This is a genomic window from Kribbella sp. NPDC051587 (assembly GCF_044453945.1).
Lineage (GTDB): Bacteria > Actinomycetota > Actinomycetes > Propionibacteriales > Kribbellaceae > Kribbella.
Map to the genome: position 1 here is coordinate 13,748 of NZ_JBITDE010000012.1, position 22,517 is coordinate 36,264.

The 22,517-nt window shown below is 67.4% G+C and carries 18 protein-coding genes; 5 read left to right on the forward strand and 13 right to left on the reverse strand.

The window, feature by feature from the left end; genetic code table 11:
- Nucleotides 1-65 precede the first annotated feature (65 nt).
- Entirely contained in the window at nt 66-1,334 is a 1,269-nt protein-coding gene (locus ACIA49_RS32405; protein ID WP_396381643.1) for a glycoside hydrolase family 18 protein, read from the reverse strand.
- Between the two features lie 244 nt (nt 1,335-1,578).
- Between ACIA49_RS32405 and ACIA49_RS32410 the strand changes: the two genes are divergently transcribed.
- Nucleotides 1,579-3,894, forward strand: a complete 2,316-nt coding sequence (locus ACIA49_RS32410; RefSeq protein WP_396381644.1) for a chitobiase/beta-hexosaminidase C-terminal domain-containing protein — start codon at nt 1,579-1,581, stop codon at nt 3,892-3,894.
- Nucleotides 3,895-3,940: 46 nt separating this feature from the next.
- On the opposite strand, the gene ACIA49_RS32415 is transcribed toward ACIA49_RS32410, so the two are convergent.
- The 9 genes from ACIA49_RS32415 to ACIA49_RS32455 form a co-directional block, all read right to left on the reverse strand.
- A complete protein-coding gene (locus ACIA49_RS32415) occupies nt 3,941-6,925 on the reverse strand; it encodes an AfsR/SARP family transcriptional regulator (RefSeq protein WP_396381646.1) in 2,985 nt (994 codons plus the stop codon).
- A gap of 43 nt (nt 6,926-6,968) precedes the next feature.
- A complete protein-coding gene (locus tag ACIA49_RS32420) occupies nt 6,969-7,757 on the reverse strand; it encodes a hypothetical protein (RefSeq protein WP_396381648.1) in 789 nt (262 codons plus the stop codon).
- Nucleotides 7,754-9,547, reverse strand: a complete 1,794-nt coding sequence (locus tag ACIA49_RS32425; protein WP_396381650.1) for a protein kinase — start codon at nt 9,545-9,547, stop codon at nt 7,754-7,756. Before ACIA49_RS32425 ends, ACIA49_RS32420 begins: the two co-directional genes overlap by 4 nt.
- A gap of 307 nt (nt 9,548-9,854) precedes the next feature.
- Complete coding sequence (locus ACIA49_RS32430) at nt 9,855-10,475, reverse strand: SAM-dependent methyltransferase (RefSeq protein ID WP_396381651.1); 621 nt, start codon at nt 10,473-10,475, stop codon at nt 9,855-9,857.
- A 61-nt stretch (nt 10,476-10,536) separates the two neighbouring features.
- Nucleotides 10,537-12,015, reverse strand: a complete 1,479-nt coding sequence (locus tag ACIA49_RS32435; RefSeq protein WP_396381653.1) for a hypothetical protein — start codon at nt 12,013-12,015, stop codon at nt 10,537-10,539.
- Between the two features lie 78 nt (nt 12,016-12,093).
- Nucleotides 12,094-12,615: a type 1 glutamine amidotransferase domain-containing protein gene (locus ACIA49_RS32440; RefSeq protein WP_396381654.1), complete on the reverse strand. Its 522-nt coding sequence runs from the start codon at nt 12,613-12,615 to the stop codon at nt 12,094-12,096.
- Between the two features lie 14 nt (nt 12,616-12,629).
- Nucleotides 12,630-13,238, reverse strand: a complete 609-nt coding sequence (locus ACIA49_RS32445; RefSeq protein ID WP_396381656.1) for a flavodoxin family protein — start codon at nt 13,236-13,238, stop codon at nt 12,630-12,632.
- A 246-nt stretch (nt 13,239-13,484) separates the two neighbouring features.
- Nucleotides 13,485-14,504: a glutamine synthetase gene (gene glnII / locus ACIA49_RS32450; protein WP_396381658.1), complete on the reverse strand. Its 1,020-nt coding sequence runs from the start codon at nt 14,502-14,504 to the stop codon at nt 13,485-13,487.
- Nucleotides 14,505-14,630: 126 nt separating this feature from the next.
- Nucleotides 14,631-15,860 carry a helix-turn-helix domain-containing protein gene (locus tag ACIA49_RS32455; RefSeq protein ID WP_396381660.1) on the reverse strand — a complete coding sequence of 410 codons (1,230 nt, stop codon included), beginning with the start codon at nt 15,858-15,860 and terminating at the stop codon, nt 14,631-14,633.
- 281 nt (nt 15,861-16,141) lie between these two features.
- Here ACIA49_RS32455 and ACIA49_RS32460 point away from each other — a divergent pair, with 281 nt between their 5' ends.
- Both ACIA49_RS32460 and ACIA49_RS32465 read left to right on the forward strand, forming a co-directional pair.
- Nucleotides 16,142-16,696 (forward strand): hypothetical protein, encoded by a 555-nt coding sequence (locus ACIA49_RS32460; RefSeq protein ID WP_396381662.1) that lies wholly within the window; start codon nt 16,142-16,144, stop codon nt 16,694-16,696.
- A 41-nt stretch (nt 16,697-16,737) separates the two neighbouring features.
- On the forward strand, nt 16,738-17,223 hold the full coding sequence (locus ACIA49_RS32465) for a hypothetical protein (protein WP_396381664.1): 486 nt from the start codon (nt 16,738-16,740) through the stop codon (nt 17,221-17,223).
- A 100-nt stretch (nt 17,224-17,323) separates the two neighbouring features.
- On the opposite strand, the gene ACIA49_RS32470 is transcribed toward ACIA49_RS32465, so the two are convergent.
- From ACIA49_RS32470 to ACIA49_RS32480, 3 genes are all read right to left on the reverse strand, one after another.
- Entirely contained in the window at nt 17,324-18,940 is a 1,617-nt protein-coding gene (locus ACIA49_RS32470) for a DUF6119 family protein (protein ID WP_396381665.1), read from the reverse strand.
- A gap of 163 nt (nt 18,941-19,103) precedes the next feature.
- The gene (locus ACIA49_RS32475) at nt 19,104-20,078 is read right to left on the reverse strand and encodes a glycoside hydrolase family 16 protein (protein WP_396381666.1); all 975 of its coding nucleotides are present in this window, start codon (nt 20,076-20,078) and stop codon (nt 19,104-19,106) included.
- Between the two features lie 17 nt (nt 20,079-20,095).
- Entirely contained in the window at nt 20,096-21,097 is a 1,002-nt protein-coding gene (locus ACIA49_RS32480) for a glycosyl hydrolase family 18 protein (RefSeq protein WP_396381668.1), read from the reverse strand.
- Between the two features lie 177 nt (nt 21,098-21,274).
- Between ACIA49_RS32480 and ACIA49_RS32485 the strand changes: the two genes are divergently transcribed.
- Nucleotides 21,275-22,000, forward strand: coding sequence for a 2OG-Fe(II) oxygenase (locus tag ACIA49_RS32485; RefSeq protein WP_396381670.1), 726 nt, complete (start codon nt 21,275-21,277; stop codon nt 21,998-22,000).
- Nucleotide 22,001: 1 nt separating this feature from the next.
- Nucleotides 22,002-22,490, forward strand: a complete 489-nt coding sequence (locus ACIA49_RS32490) for a hypothetical protein (protein WP_396381672.1) — start codon at nt 22,002-22,004, stop codon at nt 22,488-22,490.
- Nucleotides 22,491-22,517 lie beyond the last annotated feature (27 nt).

The window sequence follows — 22,517 nt, forward strand, 5'->3', positions numbered from 1 at the left end:
AAATCCAGTTGCCACGCGCAACGAAACAGCGCCCGGGGAGCTCCCCGGGCGCCGCCGGTACGGCGTCAGCCGATCGTCTTGACCGCGGTGATCAGGGCGCCGTTGCTGGTGTCTCCGGACAGTTCCCAGAAGAACGCGCCACCGAGGCCCTGGCCGTTGGCGTAGGTCATCTTGCTGCGGATGGTGGCAGGGGTGTCGTAGCCCCACCACTGTCCGTTGCAGAACGCGTACGCCGTACCGCCGACCGTGCCGTTGGACGGGCAGCGGGTCGAGATCAGCTTGTAGTCCTCGATGCCTGCCTCGTACTTGCCGGGTGCGGCGCCGGTTGCACGGCCGCCGGGAGCGGCCTGGGTGACGCCGGTCCAGCCGCGACCGTAGAAGCCGATGCCGAGCAGCAGCTTCGAGGCCGGGATGCCCTTGCTCTTCAGCTTCTGGATCGCGGCGTCGCTGTAGAAGCCGGCGGTCGGGATCCCGCTGTACGACGTGAGCGGTGAGTGCGGAGCGGTCGGGCCCTGCGCGTTGAACGCACCGAAGTAGTCGTATGTCATCGGCATCAGCCAGTCGAGCTTGCTCGCGGCCGCCGCGTAGTTGGTGGCGTCGATCTTGCCGCCGTTGGTGCCGTCCGCGGTGATGGCGGCGGTGACGAGAGCCGAGGAGCCGAAGCGGTTCCGCAGCGCGGTGATCACGTTATTGAACGCGTTGGGGCCGCTGGTGTCACAGGACAGACCACAGGCGTTCGGGTACTCCCAGTCGACGTCGATACCGTCGAAGACATCGGCCCAGCGCGGGTCCTTGACCAGGCTGTAGCAGGAGTCGGCGAAGGCCGTCGGGTTCTGAGCGGCCTGCGTGAAGCCGCCGGACCAGGTCCAGCCGCCGAAGGACCAGACCACCTTGATGTTCGGGAACTCGCGCTTCAGCTTCCGCAGCTGGTTGAAGTTGCCGCGCAGTGCTCCGGCGTCCCAGGTGTCCGCGACACCGTCGACCGACCCCGCCGCGTCGTACGCCTTGTCGTAGGCGGCGTAGCTGTCACCCATCGTGCAGCGGCCGTTGGTGGTGTTGCCGAAGGCGTAGACGATGTTGGTCAGCTTGGCCGCCGAACCGCTCGTCTTGATGTTCTTGACGTGGTAGTTGCGGTCGTAGACACCCCACTCGGTGAAGTAGCCGACAACCCGCTTCCCGGCCGCGGGCGCCGCCGCCGCGGTCTCGCGAACGGTCAGCCCGGACGGTTCACCGGGCGCAGCCTGCGGTACGGCGGATGCTTCGACGGCCGGCAGCAGACCGGCCCCCAGCAGCGCGACCGCGGTCAGAACGGATGAGACGGGGCGGAATCTCATAGGGGTTCCTCCAGATATGACAAGTGCGATTGCCCGCAGTATCCCCACCGTCCCGAATAAGAAACGCAAGTTCCTAAAGTAATTCATCAACCGTTTGCCCGGCGGGCCCGTGGGTGGGCTACGAACAACCGCCTGCGACCGAACCCTTCCCCTCAGCGTGGGTCCCGGCTTACTGTCCGCTCATGTGAGAGCGCTCTCACATGACTGCAGTCACCCGCCCTGTTCCGCCCGGAGGTGGTACCCCGTGATCGAACGAAGTCGTACTCATTGGCGTGCGGCGATCGTCGCGCTTGTTCTGGCCGTCTGCTCGACCCTCCTGGTGGGTGGCGTAGCGACGGCGGCCGACGACTACACGCAGTCGGTCACGTCGCTGAACGCGACCCAGGCCCAGATCGCCTTCACCCCGACCACGGCGGCGGTCTACGTCGACGTGCACTACACGGTCGCAGGCCTTGGCCAGCAGAACCTCCGGATGGACCTCAGCGGCGGGACCTGGCGCAAGACCGTGAGCGGTCTGTCGTCGGGAACGGTGGTCGACTACTGGTTCACCTACGAGAAGAGCGGGCCGCAGTACGACACTCCGCACTTCAGTTACACCCACGGCGGCACGACCACGCCGGCGGTCGAGACGCCGACCTTCTCCCCCGCCGGCGGCAACTACACGACCGCGCAGACGGTGACGATCTCGACGGCCACCGCCGGCTCGACGATTCGCTACACGGTGGACGGATCCACGCCGACGGCCTCGTCGACGCTGTACAGCGGTCCGATCAGCGTGCCGTCGTCGCGCACGGTCAACGCGATCGGTCTCAAGTCCGGGCTGACGAACTCCGCGGTGGGCAGTGCGACGTACACGATCGGTAGTGCACCGGTCAGCTGTACGACGCAGCCCGACGTACCGAACTTCGGTCCGAACACGCGCATCTTCGACCCGAGCATGTCGTCGACGACCATCCAGGCGCAGCTCGATGCGGACTTCAACGCGCAGAAGGACACGCTGACCGCGCAGATGGCGAACCGTCGGGTGGCGCATCTGTTCAAGCCCGGCTCCTACAGCGTGCATGACGATGTCGGCTACTACACCTCGGTCGCGGGCCTCGGCCAGAACCCCGGCGACGTCGTCATCAACGGCGCCATCACCGTCGACGCGTTCAACGAGTCCGACCAAGGCGTTGCCCTGCAGAACTTCTGGCGCTCCGCCGAGAACATGGCCGTGAACCCGATCGGCGGCTCCAACCGCTGGGCGGTCGCGCAGGCGGCGCCGTTCCGCCGGATGGACATCCGCGGCAACCTGCAGCTCTACCCGGCGAGCTACGGCTTCGCCAGCGGCGGCTACATCGCCGACACCAAGGTGTCCGGCCAGACCGCGTCCATCTCCCAGCAGCAGTGGTACACCCGCGACAGCAACCTCGGCAGCTGGGCCGGTGGCGTCTGGAACATGGTCTTCTCCGGTACGCCGGGCGCTCCCCCGACCACGTTCCCGAACCCGCCCGAGACGACTCTCGCGACCACGCCGGTCTCGCGAGATGTCCCGTACCTCTACTTGGACAGCGCCGGTAAGTACCGCGTCTTCACGCCGTCGCTGCGTACCAACGCGTCCGGCGCGAGCTGGGCGAACGGCTCCACCCCCGGTACGTCGATTCCGATGAGCCAGTTCTACGTCGTGAAGGCCGGCGACACCGCGTCGACCATCAACTCGGCGCTGTCGGCGGGCTGCAACCTGTTCTTCACGCCCGGCGTCTACCACCTCAACCAGACCCTCAACGTGACCAGGGCCAACACCGTCGTACTGGGCATCGGCTACCCGACGCTGATCCCGGACAACGGGGTCAACGCGATGCAGGTCGCCGACGTCGACGGCGTCCGGATCAAGGGCCTGCTCTTCGACGCCGGTACGACGAACTCCGCGGCACTGCTGACCGTCGGCCCGTCGGGTTCATCGGCGAGCCACGCCTCCAACCCGACCTCACTCCAAGATGTGTTCTTCCGGATCGGCGGCTCGATCGCCGGTCACGCCACGACCAGCCTGGTTGTCAACAGCAACAACACGCTCATCGACCACATCTGGGCCTGGCGCGCCGACCACGGCAACGCGGGCACCTGGGGCTGGACCCAGGCGACCGCCGACACCGGATTGCTTGTCAACGGCAACAATGTGCTCGCCACCGGCCTGTTCGTCGAGCACTACCAGAAGACCCAGGTGATCTGGAACGGCCAAGGTGGCAAGACGATCTTCTTCCAGAACGAGATGCCGTACGACGTCCCGAACCAGGCGAGCTGGAACCGGCCGAGTGGCCGTAACGGGTACGCGGCGTACAAGGTCGGCGACAACGTGACCTCACACGAGGCCTGGGGCATGGGCAGCTACAACTTCTTCAACGTCAACCCCTCGGTCAGCGCCTACAACGCCTTCGAGGCACCCACCAACGCAGGAGTGCGCTTCCACAGTCTCTGCACGGTGTCCCTGAACTACCAGGGCACCATCACCCACGTCATCAACGACACCGGAGCCGTGACCCCACCGGGCACAGTCCCGGTGAACGTGGTCAGTTACCCCTAGTCCCGCCCCGGCCGGCCCGGATCGCGTCAAGTGATCCGGGCCGGTCCTAGTCTGACCCGTCGATCGCGGCACGGCGGCGACGGAGATCGGCCGCATGCAACGGGGTCATCGGCCCAAGCCTGTCCAGAGCCTCGTCGAGGAGCGCGGCCGCTTCGTCGTCCGTGCCTTCGGCCTCGGCGCAAGCCGCCAACCCGTCGAGGCCGAGCGCCGCGATCCGGGCTCGGTGACTGTCCTGAGCGCTGGCGACCACCGCACCGAACTGCGACCGGCTGTCGGCGAGCCGACCGGCCGCTAGATAGGTACGGCCGAGCTGCAAGCGGGCCTCGTCGATGCCATACACGTCGGCGATCTCGAGTGAGATGTTCAGCGACCGCTGCAGGATCTCGATCGACCGGTCGTAGTCGCCCAGCAGGCAGTACGCCGCACCGAGCTGGCACAACGAGTCCATCTGGCTGTAACGCATCCCGATCTCCTCGGCGATCCGCTGCGACTCGGTGACCGCCTCGATGGCCTCGTCCGGACGGCCGAGTCCGTTGCAGGACTCGGCGATGCCGTTGAGCAGATGCGGCTGCAGGGAACGGTCGTCGTTGGTCCGCGCCATCGTCAGCGCGCGCTGGTACGACTCCAGCGCTTCCTGGTGCTCGTGCCGGGCGCCCTGGGTGATCGCCAGCTCCATCGTCGCGTAGGTCAGCATCCGCCGGTCGCCGATCGCTTCCGCGAGTTCGAGCGCCGCGGTGTGCGCCGCGATCGCCTCGTCGCCGGGATCGACGAGCCGCAGCAGCTGGGCGAGCCCGTCGAGAAGCTCCACCCGCAGTACGGCGTCGCCGTCGTCGGGCATCAGGTCGAGCGCTTCGCGCACCAGCTCGATGCTGCGCAGCGGTCCCTCCTGAACCTTGATGAAATTGGCCATCCGCCACCGGAGCCGTGCCTCTGCCTCGTGGTTGCCGAGCCGGCGAGCAGCCGCCAGACCGAGTTCGAGCAGGGCGTCACGCTGATGGACCTGGTTACGTTCGTGGAAGTGCCGTGCGAACACACCGGCCAGCAGCCAGCTCCACTCGTCGGCGGATCCGTCGGCCACCCGCTGCAGCGCGGCGAAGATGTTGCCGCTCTCCCGGTCGCCCCAGAGCAGACCTTCCTTGGACGTCGCCAGCTCGGGCCCATCGACGCGCGGACGGTCGCCGAGCCGGATGAACTTCGCTTTGGTCAGCAGCAGACTCGCCCGGTCTGCCGTCTGCAGGTAGTACTCCAGCAGGCGCTCGAGGGCAGCACGCCGCTCCGGCTCCGGATCGGTCTGCTGACTCAACTCAGTGGCGTACTGACGCAACAGGTCATGGAACTGAAAGCGATCGGCCGCCGGCTGCAGGAGCAGGTTGGCGTCGAACAGATCCTCCAGCACGAGTCCCGCGTCGAGCGGATCCACGTCGGCGAGCGCGCCCGCGCCGTACCGGTCGAGGTCGCGACCCGGCAGCAGGCTGAGGCGGCGGAACATCGTCTGCTGCTCGGGACTGAGCTGCTCGTACGACATCGCGAAGGTCGATCGGACGCCGCGGCCGTCGATGCTGAGTTCGTCCAGACGCCGGTCCTGGGCCTGGAGCCGCTGGTTGAGGTGTTCGACCGTCCAGGCCGGGCGGTGCCGCAGCCGGGCACCGGCGATCCGGATCGCCAGCGGCATCTGCCCGCAGCGCTCCAGCAGCTCGCGGGTCGCCTCCGGAACCTCGGCTGCACGAGCGGCGCCGATGACGTCGGCCAAGAGTCTCGCCGCATCCGCAGGATCGAGGACGTCGAGTGAGAACTGTTCGGGTGTGTCGAGCCCGGTCAGCTGCCGGCGGCTGGTGACCAGGACGCCACAAGTTGATGCCCCAGGCAACAAAGGCAGAATCAGCCGGCTGCTGGGGGTGTCGTCCAGGACGATCAGCAGCCGGCGACCGGCGACCTCGGATCGCCACAGCGCGGCCTGGCTGTCCAGGTCTCGCGGGATCCGCTCCGGGTTGACACCGATGCTGCTCAGCAGATGATCCAGCGCTGCTTGGGTGGCCAGCGGTTCGCGGCCAGGAGTGTGGCCGTGCAACTGCAGGTAGAGCAATCCGTCCGGGTACACATCGGCGGCCTCTCGCGCGGCCCGAATCGCGAGTGCCGTCTTGCCGACGCCACCCATGCCGGCCACTGCGACAACCGGTGGCGCACTGCGCTCGGCCGGCGTGAGCGCCGCAACGATCGCGGCCAGTTCCCGGTCGCGTCCGACGAAGGCGGCGTCCTGATACGGCAGCTCGTCCTTGGTGGTCGATGCCGTGCTCTCGTTGCGCAGGATCCGTTGGTGGGTCGCTCGCAGTTCAGGGCCGGGCTCGACGCCGAGCTGATCAACCAGCGTGTCCCGCGTCGACGTGTAAACGGCTTGCGCCTCGGCCTGCCGGCCACCGGCGTACAGGGCAAGCATCAGCTGGCCGGCCAGCCGTTCGTCGAGCGGCCGCTCGGCCACGACGGCCACCAGCTCCGGAGTGATATCCGCGTGCCGGCCACCGGCCAGGTCCAGCTCGATCCGATCACTCAGCACCTTGTAACGCCGCTCCACCAGCCGCTGCCGATGCACCGCCAGATAGTGCCCCGGCAACCCACTCAGCGGCTCACCCCGAAACAACTCGAGTGCCTCGGTATAACTCGCAGCGGCAGCAGCCGTGTCGCCCTCCTTCTGGCGAGCGACCGCGGTCCGCACCGCGGCATCGAAGCGGCCGACATCGGTGACCTCTTCGGGCAGCCGCAGGATGTAGCCCTCCCGCGTCGTCTCCAGCAAACCTTTGAGCGGCAGGACCTTGCGCAGCCGATAGATGTACGACGGCAGCACCCGCAGCCCACTGGCCGGTGGCTTGTCGGCCCACACCGCGTCGAACAGCTCCTCGGCCGTGCACACCCGGTTGGCCTGCAACGCGAGCACAGCAAACAATGCCTGCTGGCGCAGCGGCCCAGGTTCGTACGAGGTCTCACCGCGCCGCACGACCAAGGGGCCGAGCAAATCGACGCGCAAGGGAGCGGTCACAGACCGTACGATCCCCGATGAGCAGGCCCACCGCCAAACTTCGTCAGCTGTCCGGTGGGAGTTCGAGCCATTCGAGGTCCATCGGCACCAGAGTCGTGGACTGGATGAGCTCCCGGATCAGGTTGACGGTGAGCGTGAGACCGATCGGTTCGCCGACCTCCTCACGGCGCAGGCCGGCAACTCCGGAATCGGACAGCCGCTGCCGCAGTCGCGACACGATGTGCTCGACCCGCTTCGCGGTCCAAGCCTCGCGCGGCCGCAGTTCGGCGAGCTCGGCGGCGGTTTGCTGCCTGGTCAACGGCATCGGATGCGGGTCGTAGGCGAGGTAGCGCTGACCCATGACCGTGAGCGTGACGTGCTCTTCCGGGGTCAGCCGCCACCGCTTCGGCGGCACGGTCATCTGGCTCGGTCGTGGCTGCGACGCCCTGTCCTCGCCATCGGAGACCAGCACCTCCAGGAGATGTTCGCGCTGCCGGTTGCCGCGCAGAAAGATCGTGGTGTAGCCGACAGCCAACGGAAGCGGCTCGCTGCCGGTGTGAAGCAGGACGGTGTTCACCCGGATCGGCAGCCGACCGACATTGCGCAGCCACCAGTAGCCGTGCTGATAAGTGAAGACCCCATGCACCCTGCTGATCCGGAGGTCGTCCTCACCGACACACAGGTCCACGTCGAGACGGTTCCGCCCGAAGCTGGCCTCAGCGCCAGGCGTCGGAGGCAGCACGATGTTCTCGCTGATCGTCAGTGCGCTGAGGGTGCCCGGCTGGGGCTCCCCCGGCCCGTGCCGCAGACTCCGCAGCTGGTTGTACTTCGCTCGCGCGGGATCCGGGGTCATGCGGGACCAGGCAGCGATCGCACCACGGCCTCGGCCAAGGTCCGCGTCGCCTGACAGGTCGCGGCGGCCGTGGGCGAGGTCGGATCGTCGAGCCGTACGACGACCACCTCGTCGTAGCTCTTCTCGGTGACGTCCGGGATGGGCACGCGGGGCGGGTAGTTGCGATGCACGACCCAGGCCTCGCAGGCCGTCTTGTCGTCCTTCTCCGGGATCAGGCGCGCGAACCGGTTGCCGATCTTGACGACCGTGCCACCGACCTCCGGATCCGCGATGATCGGCCATTCGCGGGAGAAGCGAATGCTGATGTCGTGATCGTCGTCGCCGCTCCAGCCGCAGCCCCAGCCACCGAAGTCCTTCTCCGCCGCGGGGACCTTGCCGAGTTCCTGGCTGATCTGCGGCCCGGCGAGCAGTGTGCAGGCGTCGACGTGCTCCAGTGACTGCGGCGGGAACTCCCAGCTCCGCGCCGGCAGCGGTCCCTTGGCGAGCATGGTCAAGGTGTCGCCCAGTAGCGTCTCCGAGACCAGGCACATCGGCGCCTTGTCGGCGTCCTGGTTGTTGTGGGTCGTGATGACGACGCGATTGGTGTCGGCAAGGGTGATGCTGCGCTTGCAGGCCCCGTCCTCCTCGGGCGGAGGTCGCTCGATGGCGCCCAGCTGACCGGGCGTGACCGGACGATCCGGGGACGGGTCGGGGCCCATCAGGTCGAGGACGCTCTGGATCTTGCCCCCGTGATCCTTGAGGGTCGTCGTGGCGATGCAGCTACCGAAGTTCAGCACCTCCGGATCCACGAACGGCGTACCGAACTCACGCAGGGCGTCCAGCGAGATCGCCGCGCAGGGATCGGCCTTGGTCAGATCCGGACCGGCCTGCGGTGTTGCGGGCGGTTGCGTGTCCGGGCGGTGGGGCAGATACCAAGCCAGTAAGGCGGTGCAGACCGCCAGCACGCCCACGCCGTACAGGATCTTGGTGCGTCGCGGGCTGCGCTTCCGCTTGACGCGGGCTTGGGCGTCGTCGCCGCCTTGCAGCATCGCCAGGGCTTCCGTGGCGGTCGGGCGGTTCGCGGCCTCGCGGGCCATCAAGGCGTCCAGCAGCGGCGCGATCTCTCGAGCCCGTTCGTAGGGGAGCGGCTGGCCTTCGGCGGCTCGGCGCATCTGTGCGAACGGCCCGTCCGCACCGTCACCCCACGGCGAGCCGCCCTCGACGGCGGCGTACAGGGTGGCGCCGAGGGCGAAGACGTCGGAGGCTGCGGTCGCCTCGGCACCATTGGCGACCTCAGGGGCGACGTACCCCAGCGTGCCGGTCAGCTGGGCGCCACCGCTCTGGGTGATCTCCGTCCAGCGCGCGATACCGAGGTCGGTCAGCTTCGCGACGTCGTCATCGGCGATCAGCACATTCGCCGGCTTGAGGTCGCGATGGACGATGCCGCGTTGGTGGATCGCGACCAGCGCCGCCGCCAGCTGGGCGCCGATCCCGAGCACCCGAGACTCGGGAAGGGGACCGTCGGCCTCGATGATCTGATCCAGGCTGCGCGCGGGCACGTACTCCGTGACGAGCCACTGCGCGCCGTTGTCGGTGACGCTGTCGAAGACCGCGACGACGTTGGGGTGCATCAGCCCCGCCCCGACCCGGGCCTCGCGGCGGATGTGGCCCGAGCTCTCCCCCACGGATCGCTTCAGCGCGACCTCACGCCCCAGGTGCAGATCGAAGGCGCGCCACACACTCCCCATGCCCCCTCGGCCGAGCTCGGCCTCCAGGCGGTAGCGATCCGCGACGAGATCCCCAGGAACCATCCCTCCATCGTAGGGAACGCGCAGTGCACCTGGGGACCGGTCCCCACGAGTTCCGCCTACAAAGGTCGAACACGCCCGACAACCGTCCCAGGAGGACTGCGATGAACCCCGTTCGACCACGCCCGCTACCGATCGACGACCGCGGCGGCGCCTGAGCCGTACCAACCAACTGGTAGTGGCCCCCAGATGCCCCCGAATCGCCGTCGCCCCACGCCGTACCCTCGTCTGTCACGCCGACCACTACCCGTCCGTCGGTACGCGGCCCCGTCAGTCGCGCGTGGTCTTTGTCCGGAACCCGCGGCTTCGGCTACTGAAGGCGGCGGGCCTTCACGGTGCCGTCCTGGTAGTGGAACTCCTTGCCGTCGATCACCTTGAGGCTGTCGTGCGCGGCGCTCGTCAGGATCTCCCAGCGGCCGTCGTCGAGGCCGAGGTCCGCGACCACCTCGGCGGGGGTCGGGAAATGGACGTCGCCATGCGCCTCGTGGCGGGACTTGTCCGGGAACTCGAGGTGTCCTTCGACCAGCAGTACGCCGCCGACCGCGACCGCCTCGGCGGCCTGCCGGAGGATCTCCTCGCGCGGCAGGTCGATCGTCGAGTGCAGGAACTGCGCCGACACCAGGTCGAAGGATCCGTCGGGGAACGTCTTGCCGAGCTCGTGGTGCTGCCAGTCGATCCGGTCCTCGACACCAGACTCCTTGGCGTGCTCGGCACCCCGGCTGAGCGCGATCGGCGAGACATCGACCGCGGTGACGTGCCACCCCTGCTGGGCCAGCCAGATCGCGTCGCCGCCTTCACCCGACCCGAGGTCGAGCGCCCGCCCGGGCTCCAGCCCGGCCACCTCGGCCACCAGCGCCACGTTCGGCTTACCGCTCCAGATCCGGGTGCTTTCGGCGTACCGGGCGTCCCAGTGCTCTTCTGCTGTCGTCATGGCACCAGCATCCTTCGTCCAGCCCGAATTGGCACGCTTTGTTGCCGATCCGGCAAATCGGTCAGTCCGCTGGAAGGCCGTCAGGCACGGCTGCGGGCTGGACGGTGTCGCGGCGGGCGAGTTTGACGATGACGAGTGCGGTGACGGCGATGACTGCGGCCATCACGAGTTGGTCAGGGAGAGTCTTGGCACGGGTGATGAGGCCGAAGATCGAGTGACCGACGAGGGCGGCGCCGACGACGATGAGGCGGTGCCGTTCGGTCCACTCCGGGGAGGCGCTCCAGCGGGCCAGTTGGCGGGCGACGCCGATCGCGATCACGGCGGCGACGACCATCGGGATGAGAACCCAGTTGCCGTGGGCAAAGGCCGGTTGGCGGGCATCGCCGATCGGGAACAACAGGGCGAGGAACGCGAGGGACGCCGTACCGGCGATTAGTCCAGCCACGGCCGGTGCTGGCACTCGGGCAGCAGCCGGTACGGCGAAGCGGTGGCGCGGGAGGATGCGCAGGGCAACGATGCCGGCCACGACGATGAGGGCGAGGACGGTCAGGATCGCGGCCAGCGACATCTGGTAGCCGGGGTCCTCCGACAGCGGCACGGCCAGGCGGAGCAGGACAGCACCGAGGAACGTCACGAATCCGGCGAGCACCATACCGCCACGACGCAGGTAGGGCTGGCGACCGTTGCGGCGGAAGATGAGCTCGACCAAGGCGATCGGGACGATCACGCTGAAGACCACGTGGTACGGCAGATTCAGTTCCGTGTACGTCGTGTTGATCCCGAGCCACCGCGGTCCCCACTCGGCAGCGCCGTACAGGTGTGGACTGGTCAGGCTCTGCAGCGCGAGCCCTTCCTCGAGGAGGCCGTAACAGAGACCCAGCACCGCGATCGTGGGCCAGCCGCCTCCGACGCGGCGGGCGAGTTCGCGGATCAGCAGGGTTCCGGCGCCGTAGATCGGGATGTAGAGGAGTACCAGGTAGAGCATCCGCACCGGCACAGTGCCGAGGGAGAACTCCGCGATCAGCGGCGTGAGCAGGACCAGGCTCCACGCTGCCTTGCCGGAGCCCTTCTCGCGCGGGGCCTTGGGCGGGCGTGGGAACGCGGCTCGCACCGGGCGGAGGTTGGTGACGATCACGAGGGCCAGCAACACGAGCCACTGGATGACCTGCACCCCGCGCAGCCACAGCGGGTACGCGGCGGTCGCCAACAGGTAGCTGACGGCGACAAGACCGGCGAGCGACAGGGTCCGAACCCGGACATACGCGCCGCGCCGGCCACGGAGCATGCGCCGCGCGATGAACCAGTAGAACGCAGCGATCACCAGCACCATCGCCGCCCGGATCCACAGCGAGATCCGCAGCTCCTCGGCCGTCTTCGCACTACCCGCCGCCAGCTGGTAGTCCACGACATTGGTCGCGAACGCCACCGTCAGTACGGCGAACGCCGCGCTCACGACCAGATTCACGAACAGCAGCACGACCGCCCGCCGTACCCACAATGCAGCGACCGGCTCGAGCGGCGCATCCCCAGACTTCGTCATGCCCAGGAGGCTAGAGACATCCCGGGCCACCGGCATCCGACCAAAGTCGAATCCTCCTAACCGAAGGAGAACCGTGAGTCAGCTGAGCGCCTTCAGGAGGGTTTCGGAGAAAGCGGGGAGGTCATCGGGGTTGCGGCTGGTGATGAGGTTGCCATCGACCGCCACCTCCTGGTCGACCCAGCTGGCACCGGCGTTGCGGAGGTCGGTCTGCAGACTGGGCCACGACGTCAGGGTCCGGCCGCGGACGGCGTCGGCCTCGATCAAGGTCCACGGGGCGTGGCAGATCGCGGCCACCGGTTTGCCGGAGGCAACGAAGTCCTTGACGAAGGCAACCGCCTTCTCGTCGCGACGCAGGGCGTCCGGGTTCGCGACACCGCCCGGAAGAACGAGCGCGGCGAAGTCGTCGACGGCGGCCTTGGCGACCACCTGGTCGACCGGGAACTTCTCCGCCGCGGTCAGGTGGTCGAACGTCTGCACCTCGCCCTCGTCCGGGCTCACCAGCACAGGTTCGTGACCAGCCTCCTGCACAGCCCTCCAAGGCTCGGTCAACTCGACCCGCTCGATCCCTTCGGCGGCGACCAGGAATGCGATCTTGCTCATCGAAATTCTCTCCTTCAGCTTGCGGGGTAGGCGTCGGCTCGCAGGAGCCGAGCCAGGTGTGCGGCATTGGCCGCGGCGGTCTTGGTCGTCGTACCGGTGGTGTCCGGCTTCGGGCCGGCGTCGTTGTAGTCCACCGATCCCATCGCCTCACCCACCCAGTACGTCGCTCCGGCCGCGGGAACCGTGAATCCGACGTCGTTCAGCGCCTGGAACACCTCGGCGCAGACGTGATGGGCGCCATCCTCGTTCCCGACGACACCGACGATCGCGACCTTGCCGTAGACCAGCGGCCGGCCCTGGTCGTCCTTCTCGGCCAGCTCCGCGTCCAGCCGCTCGAGCACGACCTTGCAGACGCTGGCCGGCTGCCCCATCCAGATCGGCGTCGCGATGATCAGGATGTCCGCGGCCAGCACCTTCTCGCGCAGCGCAGGCCACTCGTCGCCGTCGCCCTCGTCGACGCTGACCCCGAACCGGACGTCGTGATCGACCACCCGGACCAGTTCACCGTCGACGTCGTGATCCGCGAGCGCGGCCAGCAACTCCCGGCCGATCAGCTCCGAACTCGACTTCGCCGGTGACTTCTTCAACGAACAACTCAGCACTAGCGCGTGCAGTGACGACATCGACAACTCCTTCACCCGAGACGACTCGCCCCGCCGGTACCCGACCGCCTGAACCTCAGACATGTCGTACCGGCCGGCGGCGCCTGAAGCCGGAGCGATCGCTCAACGGCGGCTGACTGGGTGATGGATCGACCGGGCGTACGCCCGTCCGGGGCAGGGCCGGTCCGCGTGCCTGCACTCCAGCGCGGGATCACTCCCCCGCCCGGCTCCGCGCGGGCCGGCCTTGCCCGCGCGGAGGTACGGCTACTAGACCTGGCCGGCCTTCTCCAGCGCGGAGCAGCAGGTGTTCACGATCAGGCGGGCGACGTTGTAGGGGTCGATGTTGGCGTTGGGGCGCCGGTCCTCGATGTAGCCCTTCTTGTCGACCTCGACCTGCCACGGGATGCGCACCGACGCGCCGCGGTCGGAGACGCCGTAGCTGTACGCGTCGTGCGGCGCGGTCTCGTGGTTGCCGGTCAGCCGCTCCTCGATCCCGTCGCCGTACCCGGCGATGTGCTCCTCGACCTTGCCCGGCGCACCGAGCGACTCGCACGCGGTGATGATCGCGTCGTAGCCCTCGCGCATCGCCTTGGTCGAGAAGTTGGTGTGCGCACCGGCGCCGTTCCAGTCACCCTTGGCCGGCTTCGCGTCCAGCGTCGCGGCGACGTCGTACTCCTCGGCGATGCGGTAGAGCAGCCAACGCGCCACCCACAGGTGGTCAGCGACCTCGGCCGGTCCCGCCGGGCCGATCTGGAACTCCCACTGGCCGGGCATGACCTCGGCGTTGATGCCGGAGATCTTCAGGCCCGCGTCGATGCAGGCGTCCAGATGCTTCTCGACGATCTCGCGCCCGAAGACCTCGTCGGCGCCGACACCGCAGTAGTACGGTCCCTGCGGCGCCGGGAAGCCGACCGCCGGGAAGCCGAGCGGGCGTCCCTCCTGGAAGAACGTGTACTCCTGCTCGATCCCGAACCACGAATCCTGCTCGGCGAACTGCTCCGCGATCGGCAGCAGCTTGGCCCGGTTGTTGGTCGAATGCGGCGTCCCGTCGACGAGGTACACCTCACACAGCACCAGCTTGTGGTCCCCGCCCCGGATCGGGTCCGGGCACGAGAACACCGGCTTGAGCACACAGTCCGACTTGTCGCCCGGTGCCTGGTTGGTGCTCGACCCGTCGAAGCCCCACTCCGGCAGCTCAGCGCCGTCCGCAAGGATCTTCGTCTTCGAGCGCAACCGCGCGCTCGGCTCGGTCCCGTCGATCCAGATGTACTCGGCCTTGTAACTCAACTGCCTGCCCCTTCGTCGCGGTCGTCCCCTCAGGTGTTCCTGAACGCACCACGTCCGACAGTTTCAACTACCCATGACGGCCCTGTTCCACCCTGATGAACGCCGTGTTACACGGATCCCTGCGAGCTACAGGTCGCCGAGATACCCGGTGCGGTCCTGGGGCCGGACATCCAGCAACTCCAGCAAGGACGCGGCCGCCCGCACCGCCTGGTCGGTCACGCCGTCCTGTGCGTCCCGGGCGAAGACCTCGGTATCGGTCAACGTGACGACGCCGCACCGGTGCGGACCCATCCGCTCGGCGAACGCCTCCAAGCGGTCGGCCATCGCCCGGCACTTCGCCAGGTCGTATTTCCAGACGTCCGCGCCGAACTCCAGCAGCCTCGGACCGACCCTGACATAGACGAAGAACTGGTCGGTCCGCTCCGCCAAGGCGTCGATCACGGGTTCCTCGAACGCTTCCGGGTAGGCGCAGGTCCAGACTGTCCGGCGCGGGAATCCGTCCCGGCGTTCCAGGTTGGTCTGCAGCAACCGGGCGCCGCTCTCGGCGACGTCCTGGTTCGACGGTCCCAGGCCGAGCTCGAAACGCGCGCAGATCTCGGAATAGGAGTTCACGTAGCCGTAGCCGACGGCATCGGCGGCCAGCGCGCCCACCAACTCGGCGTGCGCATACGGAACGCCGAGCACCGCGATGACCGGCGGCAGGGGCGTCGGGGTGGCATCGCTCCTGGTCGCCGCCCGGGTGCGCTCAAACTCGGGAACCTCCAGTAGCAGGTCGGGCGCGTCAGGCCAGCCGGGAACCCGTCGGTTGCGCCAGCGAACGCCCAGGCTCGTCAGGCTGGGACCGATCGCCGCGTCCAGCTCACGCCGGATCTCGTGCAGCGGTCGCGAATTGCCGCGTGGCTGCCGCAGCCCGATCAGCGTATGGCTCGCGATCGGGTGAGCTTGACCTTTCACGTTCGGCCGGAGCGTCAGCTCCCAGGACTTGTCGTGGTCGAGGATCAAGCCGGCGGCGTGGGCGGCCGGAGTAAGCCCGGTCGCCTCCAGCGACTGCTCGGCCCATCGCCTGATCGACCGGTACAGGCCGCGCTGAGTCTCAGTTGCCTGGATGACCGCCGTCGCCGGGGCGTAGCTGTCGGGCAGATAGCCCGCAAGCTCGTGCAGGTACCACACCGAGAGCCCGGTGAGCCGCGCGATGGCCGGGAGCGCCTCGACGCTCGGGCGGGTCACGCCGTTGGCCCAGGACGTGAACGTCGCCGGGCTGACGTTCACCCGCTGCGCCGCCGCGTTGTTACTGATGCGCCGCTCCTGCAGAGCGCCGGTCAACTCGCGGGACCAGTCCCGCAGATCGTCCCGCATATGCCCTCCTCGACTTTCGGATAGCGTATACCAACAAACTGACAACGTTGCCTATCAATTTCCTGACGAAAATTGTCAGGAAACTGTTGCTTACAGCGTGAAGATCGCTGACTCTGAGAGGCATCCACGCAGTGAGCGCATCCGGCCTGAGCTGCGCCCCCGACGCAGGCCGGTGCACAACCTTCATCTCGGAGGCTGCTTTGTCCACCTCGACTCCCACCCCATCAGCGTCCCCCACGCCCGCGCCGACGCCGCCCTCGAAGCCCCGCATCGGGCGCACCGTGACGATCGTCGCTGCGGCCGTGCTCGCGCTCGGAACCCTCATCGGGGGCGTGGCCGCCTTCGTCAAGCACGACGACGGCCCGGCCAACAGCGACAACACCGGCACCGTCGGCAACAACGGCTGCAACATCAACGGTGACCAGTCCAGCTGCACGGTGCAGCAGATCATGGGCGACGAGACGCTCACCGACCCCGAGTTCCGCAAGGAGATGGCCAAGGCCTCCACCGCGGCCCCGGCCGGCGCCGGGCCCTACCAGTTCGTCGTCGTCGACACCGGGAAGCTCGGGCTGATGGTCCGGACCGGACCGGAGGCCGACGACGAGCAGTTCGGGTCGGTCGGGAACCGCGGCATCGTCTGGGCCGACTGCCAGCAGCGCTCGTCGTTCAACGGCGACCCGAGTATGGGCGTCGGGCCGGTCTGGCTGAAGATCCACTGGCCGCAGACCACCGGCAAAGAGTTCGCCAACTCACAGCCCAAGGATCCGGCCCGCGGCTGGGTCTTCCGGGGCTACGTGATCCCGGCCGGGCACAACGGCAAGATCCCCAACTGCTGAACCCTCGAACCTGCCCTTCCTGATCGATGCGAGAGGCCGCTGTGACACAGACCCGACGGAGCCGATGGACCGAGGCGATCGTCATCTCGCTGATCACCGGCATCGTGACCGCCGGCAGCGCCCCCTGGTGGTGGCCGCCCGCTCACCGTGGTCTCGACCACCTCCTCGGCCACGAAACAACAGCCTTCAGCGGCGGCTGCGGGGGCTACCAGCTCTACGCGCAGAACCGCTGGAACCCGGTCGGCGCCTCGATCCGGCGCGCCCCGGACCCGCTCTCGGCGAAGGTCGGCGGCTTCGGCGCCAACGAGATCGTCGCGGTCAACGGCTGGATCCACGCCAAGGTGGCCTATCCGAACAACCCCTCGCCGTGGGACAGCGACATCTGGTTCCACCTCGCCGACAACCGAGGCTGGATCTCCTTCGCCGGCCTCCGCGCGGCCCCCAGCGACTACGACCCCACCGGCCGGTCCACCAACGGCGGAATCGCCCCAGCCACAACAGCCTCCTGCGAGGGCCGCCTCGGCTAGGAGCTCATCCGGCGGCTAGGCCTGCACCGGTGCGTGGATCAGGCGTCGAGGTCCACCTCGGCGCCAGCCGGCGTTGCGCATAGTCCGCCGGCTGACCGAGTCACGCGCCTGGCGGCGTTCCGGCAAGGCGGTCGATCTTGACGACTCCGACCTTGTAGCCGCGGCTGATGATCGCCTCGGCATGCATCTTCAGGGCTGCTCGCGAGAAGAAGTACATGATGTCCTTCAGCACACCTGGTTTGCTGGTAGCCAGGGCATACACGACGGTCCACTCCTGAGCGACGCCGAACTCGGCGCTCGGATCGAGTTCGCGCAGTCGACTCATCAGCATGGCTTGGTAGTCGTCATTGCCAAGAGCCAGCTGAGCAGACACTGATCCCTGCTGAAACAGGTGACTGAGTTTGTCGCTACCGTCCATGCGCTTCACGCAGATCAGGTGCTTTGCCCTGGTGAGCAGATCGCAGATCTCGACCTTTTCTCCTGCTCTGCCTCGGTAGAGCTCTCGGTCCAGGACTGCATACCCGAGCCGATCCCCTACCCAGATGTTGTAACGCTGCTCGCCGTACTTACCTACGACGTTTTCTTCGAGGAACTTCTCGTCCCAGACCGGCAAACCGAGCACCTCGGTCAGATCGGGCACCTTGGCACTCAAGAAGCGATCGACCTGTTCGACATACTCCTGGTCGACCCGAAACCAGATACCAGCGGTCAAGGTGTATTGCTGCTTGACCTTCCCGACGAGGCGCTCGACCGTCGCAACCACGTACGACCTCAGAGGGCGCGACCTGCTGACGAGGTCGCCGTTCATGTCGTAGGACTCGACCTTGACCGTCGTCAGTGGAGCCTCCCAACCGCCGACTGCGTCGATCGCCGTGTAGATCTCATCGGTCAGCAACTCGTAGACATCGTAGGATTTCCGACGCTTCGCAACGCGGTACCAGTCGGCGGTGACTCGAAGCTCATCCGGAAGTGCGAAGCCGACATCGGGATCGCGAGCGCACAGGAGGGTCTCGACTGCCTCGTCCAACTCTGCAATGAGTACCTTGTCGGCGATCCGACGGAAGTAAGTCAGGAACGGGAAGCGGGCTTTGTAGTCGTTTGCCTGCCAGAGCTGGAGAGCTTTCCCCAAGGTCGCCGGCAGATCGGCGAGGCGATATTGGTCGATCGCAAGGCTCAATGAGTCCGCTCCAGCGATCGTGCGTGCGAAGCCCGGGAGCTCGACCACCCCACCGAAACGCCGTACCCACTCCTCGTCGGTCAGCAGGCCCAGGGCGAACATCTCGTTGGGCGTCGGCAGCGTACTCAACGCATTGCGCCGTCCCTTCCCCATGCCTCGCGCCTCCGCCAGCATCACCTGCGCCGGATCAACCGAGTTCGCAGCAACGAGCAGGCCGAAGTCAGGTTCCTTCAGGCTGTCATCGATGGCATGGAAGCCTGTCCCGAACGTGACCGCGAAAACCCGTCCGTGCGCCTTGACCAACAGCACCGCGCCCGGAGACAGGCCAAAGCTGGCAACCGGCGGTGGACCGGAGAAGAGCGGGCGGACGTGCTTCAGCCACGCGGCATCCAGGGGAATTCCCGGGTCCATGAAGAGTCGCCACTCGACGTCCTCGGCTCCTGGCCGTACTACGGCGCACTCCTTGAAGCGACGGTGGTCCCGGAGAGTCTCTTTTGCCAATTGCGCACTCGGGCGTAACAAATACACCGTGATCCGCACCATGCCTCCCCGGACCAACCCGTCTTGCTCCGAGGCTACCCAGAGTTATGGAGGCCGAATCCCCGACGGACCGTCAGCAGCATCCGCACCCCGGGGCCGAACAGGCGATGCGGGCCCACCTCGAGAATTCGCGGACCCGCCTCCTGGCTGCCTGGTAACGCGATCAGTGCTCCGGCGGCTGGTAGTTCTCGCAGCTCCCGGTGTTGATCAAGGTGTCCTGGTAGGACGTGTCGTGCTTCCGGTACGACGTCACGCGGGCCGCGGCCTGTGAGGGCGAGACCGTCTCGTTCTTGGCGTAGTACGCCCAGTCGATCTGCTGGTGGTACTCGCTGGTCGCCGTGCCCTGATGCGCGTCCAGATCGATGAACCACAGATTCCAGTTCATGCTCATGTCCTGGCGCGGCAGGACCGTGTTGCCGTCCTGGTCGACGGTGTGGTCGGCGGTGAGCTTGCCGTCGATGTAGTACTTCGCATGGCCGTGACCGACCTGGGTGACATAGGTATGCCAGCCGTCGAGTGACCTGGCCTGGTTGTCGGCCGCGGACCGCGCGTCCCAAGGATCCTCGCGGAACGTGTGATAACTCGTCTGGAAGTTGATCGGGCCGGTCTCGCCCCAGCCGCCGTTCGGCAGGTATTCGGTGAAGTCGAGTTCGCTGTAGATCGGGTCGTAGTCGAACTTCGTCGGGCCGATCGCGAACGCCGTCTCGTTGATGTGGTCACCGTCCGGTCCGGCGGCCGGCTTGTCGGCGTACCGGACCCGGGTCGCATAGGTTCCGTTGCGCAGATTCATCGTCGTACGGCGAAGTTCGGCGTGCGTCGTCCCAGCCGCCGTGCCGTTGGTCGTCGCCCGGAGCTGAGCGACGTTCTGCCCGTCCTGCTTGACGAAAGAGACGTTGCTCGCCGGCCAGCTCGCGCCCGGTATGCCTGGACCACCGACCTCGCTGCGGGCATTCCAGCCGTGCGCGGCCAGCGCAGGATCGGCCGACGACTGGTAAAGGAAATCGTCGAACAGCACCCCACAGCGGGCTGACCCGTGATCGCCGTGCCCGGTCGAGCCGACCGCGACCGAGCCGCCGCCCAGCAGCGAGGCGATCGAGGTGGCGGTGACGAGGAAGATGGTCGTTCGTTGCCGTGCCATGTTTCTCCTTCGCTGGTTCAGGAATGCGTGATGGGATCGGACAGTCCGAGGTCCCACACGGCGAAGCCGTGCACCCCGCGATCGGTGACCAGCGACTGCCGGTCGGCCAGCGACTTGGCGTCGGCCCACCACATGATCGATCCGTCGGACAACGTCGCGTGCCACTCGTGCGCCGCACCGTCCCAGACGGCTTTCGAGCCGGCCAGTGAACGCGCCTGGGCGTCCGACACCTGGTCGACGTGACCGCTGCTCCAGTCCTGGTACCAGCGGTATCCGTAGCCGGCCTCACCGAGGATCACCTTGTCGTTGTGGCCGTCCATCTCCCCCAGCACGATGTCGAGACCGGTCGACTGCCACGCCAACGCGCCGACCGAGCCCGGCCCGGAGTCGCCGAAACCGTGCTGGTCGTACGCCATCAGCACAAGCCGGTCCACGGCCTGCCCGATCGCCCACAGGTCGTAGCCGTTGTCCTGGAACTCCTGCTCCGTGGTGAAGGTGGTGACCGCGATACCGACCGGCTTCCCCGGAATCGCTGCCTTGAGTGCCTTGATGAAGTTGACCAGCCCGGGCCGGTCGCGTGCCTGCAGCGCTTCGAGGTCGATCTCGACCCCGTCCCAGCCCTGCGAGTTCACCGCGCTCTTCAACGTGCCGACGACCGTGTTGATGTGCGCGGTCGACGACAACAGCTTGTACGCCGCGGACTCGTCGAAGTCGCCGATCGACTCCGAGAAGTTTCCGATCAGGAACTCGGCCTTCTTCCCGCGAGCATGGGCAGCAGCCAGCTGGCCGGTCGCCGCCGAGTCCGGCAGGCCGACACTCGCGCCGTTCGAGGCGATGTTGACTCCATCGACCCCCACCATCTCGATGGCACCGGCACTGGCCGCGATCAGCGACGTCGCGGCCCCCTCCTCCTGATAGGCCAGCACCGGCGAAGACACCGAGGCCTCCGCCGGAAGAGCAACCAGCCCGAAGGCCGCCACCACCACACCTGCGGCCAGGAACTTGCTTGAGCGAGCCATGGGTTCACACCTTCGTCTCGGGGCGTCTCCCCGCAAAGATGGGTTATCCAACTGGTAAAGTCAAGGTCAAAAGTGAGCGTGAAAGATGCTCGGATCGGTCTAACCACTGGTCAACCACTCACACCTCCCCCGCCCGGAACGTTCAGTTGCCGGACGAACGAACCGACAGGAGGCGCTGTGAGCAACCCCAAGGCCGCACCGTGGCGAGATCGCGTCGAGAACGGGGACTGGCCAAGCATCACCGCGGAGCTCGACGAGTACGGCGGAGCGCTGCTGCCCCGCCTGCTCGACGACACCGAGACCGCGACCATCCGCGACCTCTACACCAACGACGACGCCTTCCGGTCCACCGTGAACATGGGCCGGCACCGCTTCGGCGAAGGCGAGTACCGCTACTTCGCAACGCCGTACCCGGCCGCGATCGAAGAGCTCAAGCAGGCGCTCTACCCCCGCCTCCTCCCGATCGCCCGCGACTGGTGGACCAGGCTCGGCCGTGAGGCTCCGTGGCCCGACACCCTCGACGAGTGGCTCGTCATGTGCCACCAGGCCGGCCAGACGAAGTCGACTGCGATCCTGCTGAAGTACCACCAGAAAGACTGGAACGCGCTCCACAGAGACCTGTACGGCGACCTGGTCTTCCCGCTGCAAGTGGTCATCAACCTCAACGACCCAGGTGTCGACCACACCGGAGGCGAGTTCCTCCTCCTCGAGCAACGCCCCCGCGCCCAGTCACGCGGCACCGCAACCCTTCTCCCCAAAGGCCACGGCTACGTCTTCACCACCCGCGACCGCCCGGTCCCCTCACAACGAGGCTGGTCCGCGGCCCCCATACGCCACGGCGTCTCCGCCATCCGCAGCGGCGAACGCCACACCCTCGCCCTCGTCTTCCACGACGCCGCCTGACATGCCATCACCCCTGATCGCACCCGCCCGTCTCCACGCCGTCGACGGCGCTTTCGACGTACCGGCTCCACACACAACCGAGGAGATCGCCTGCCTGGTAAGGCTTGCACGCCAGTACGACGCGCGCACCGTTGCCATCGGCCACGGACCCGGCACCGCGCCCGCCGTCGCTGCCTTCGCCCGAGCCTGGGCGGCTGCCGGCGGTGAAGTCGTCCAAACGGTCCTCTGGCCCGACCAAGCAGCCTCGTGGCTCCGCCACGCCAACCGCTTCGTCGAACACGACCCCGATCTCTGGGTCATGACCGGCGCCCCAGCCGGCACCGCCCACATGATCCGCCGCCTTACCTGGTCAACTCCTTGGCGCGCCGACCGCACCCTCGGTTTCGCCTCGCTCGCCCACCCCGGCATCGCAGCCCTCGCCGGCCCCGAACATCTGCAGGGCCTGCGCGGCGCGACCGCGCAGGGTCGTGTGTGGCGCGCAGTTGGGTGAACTGGGTGCGCAGGAAGGGTGACATAG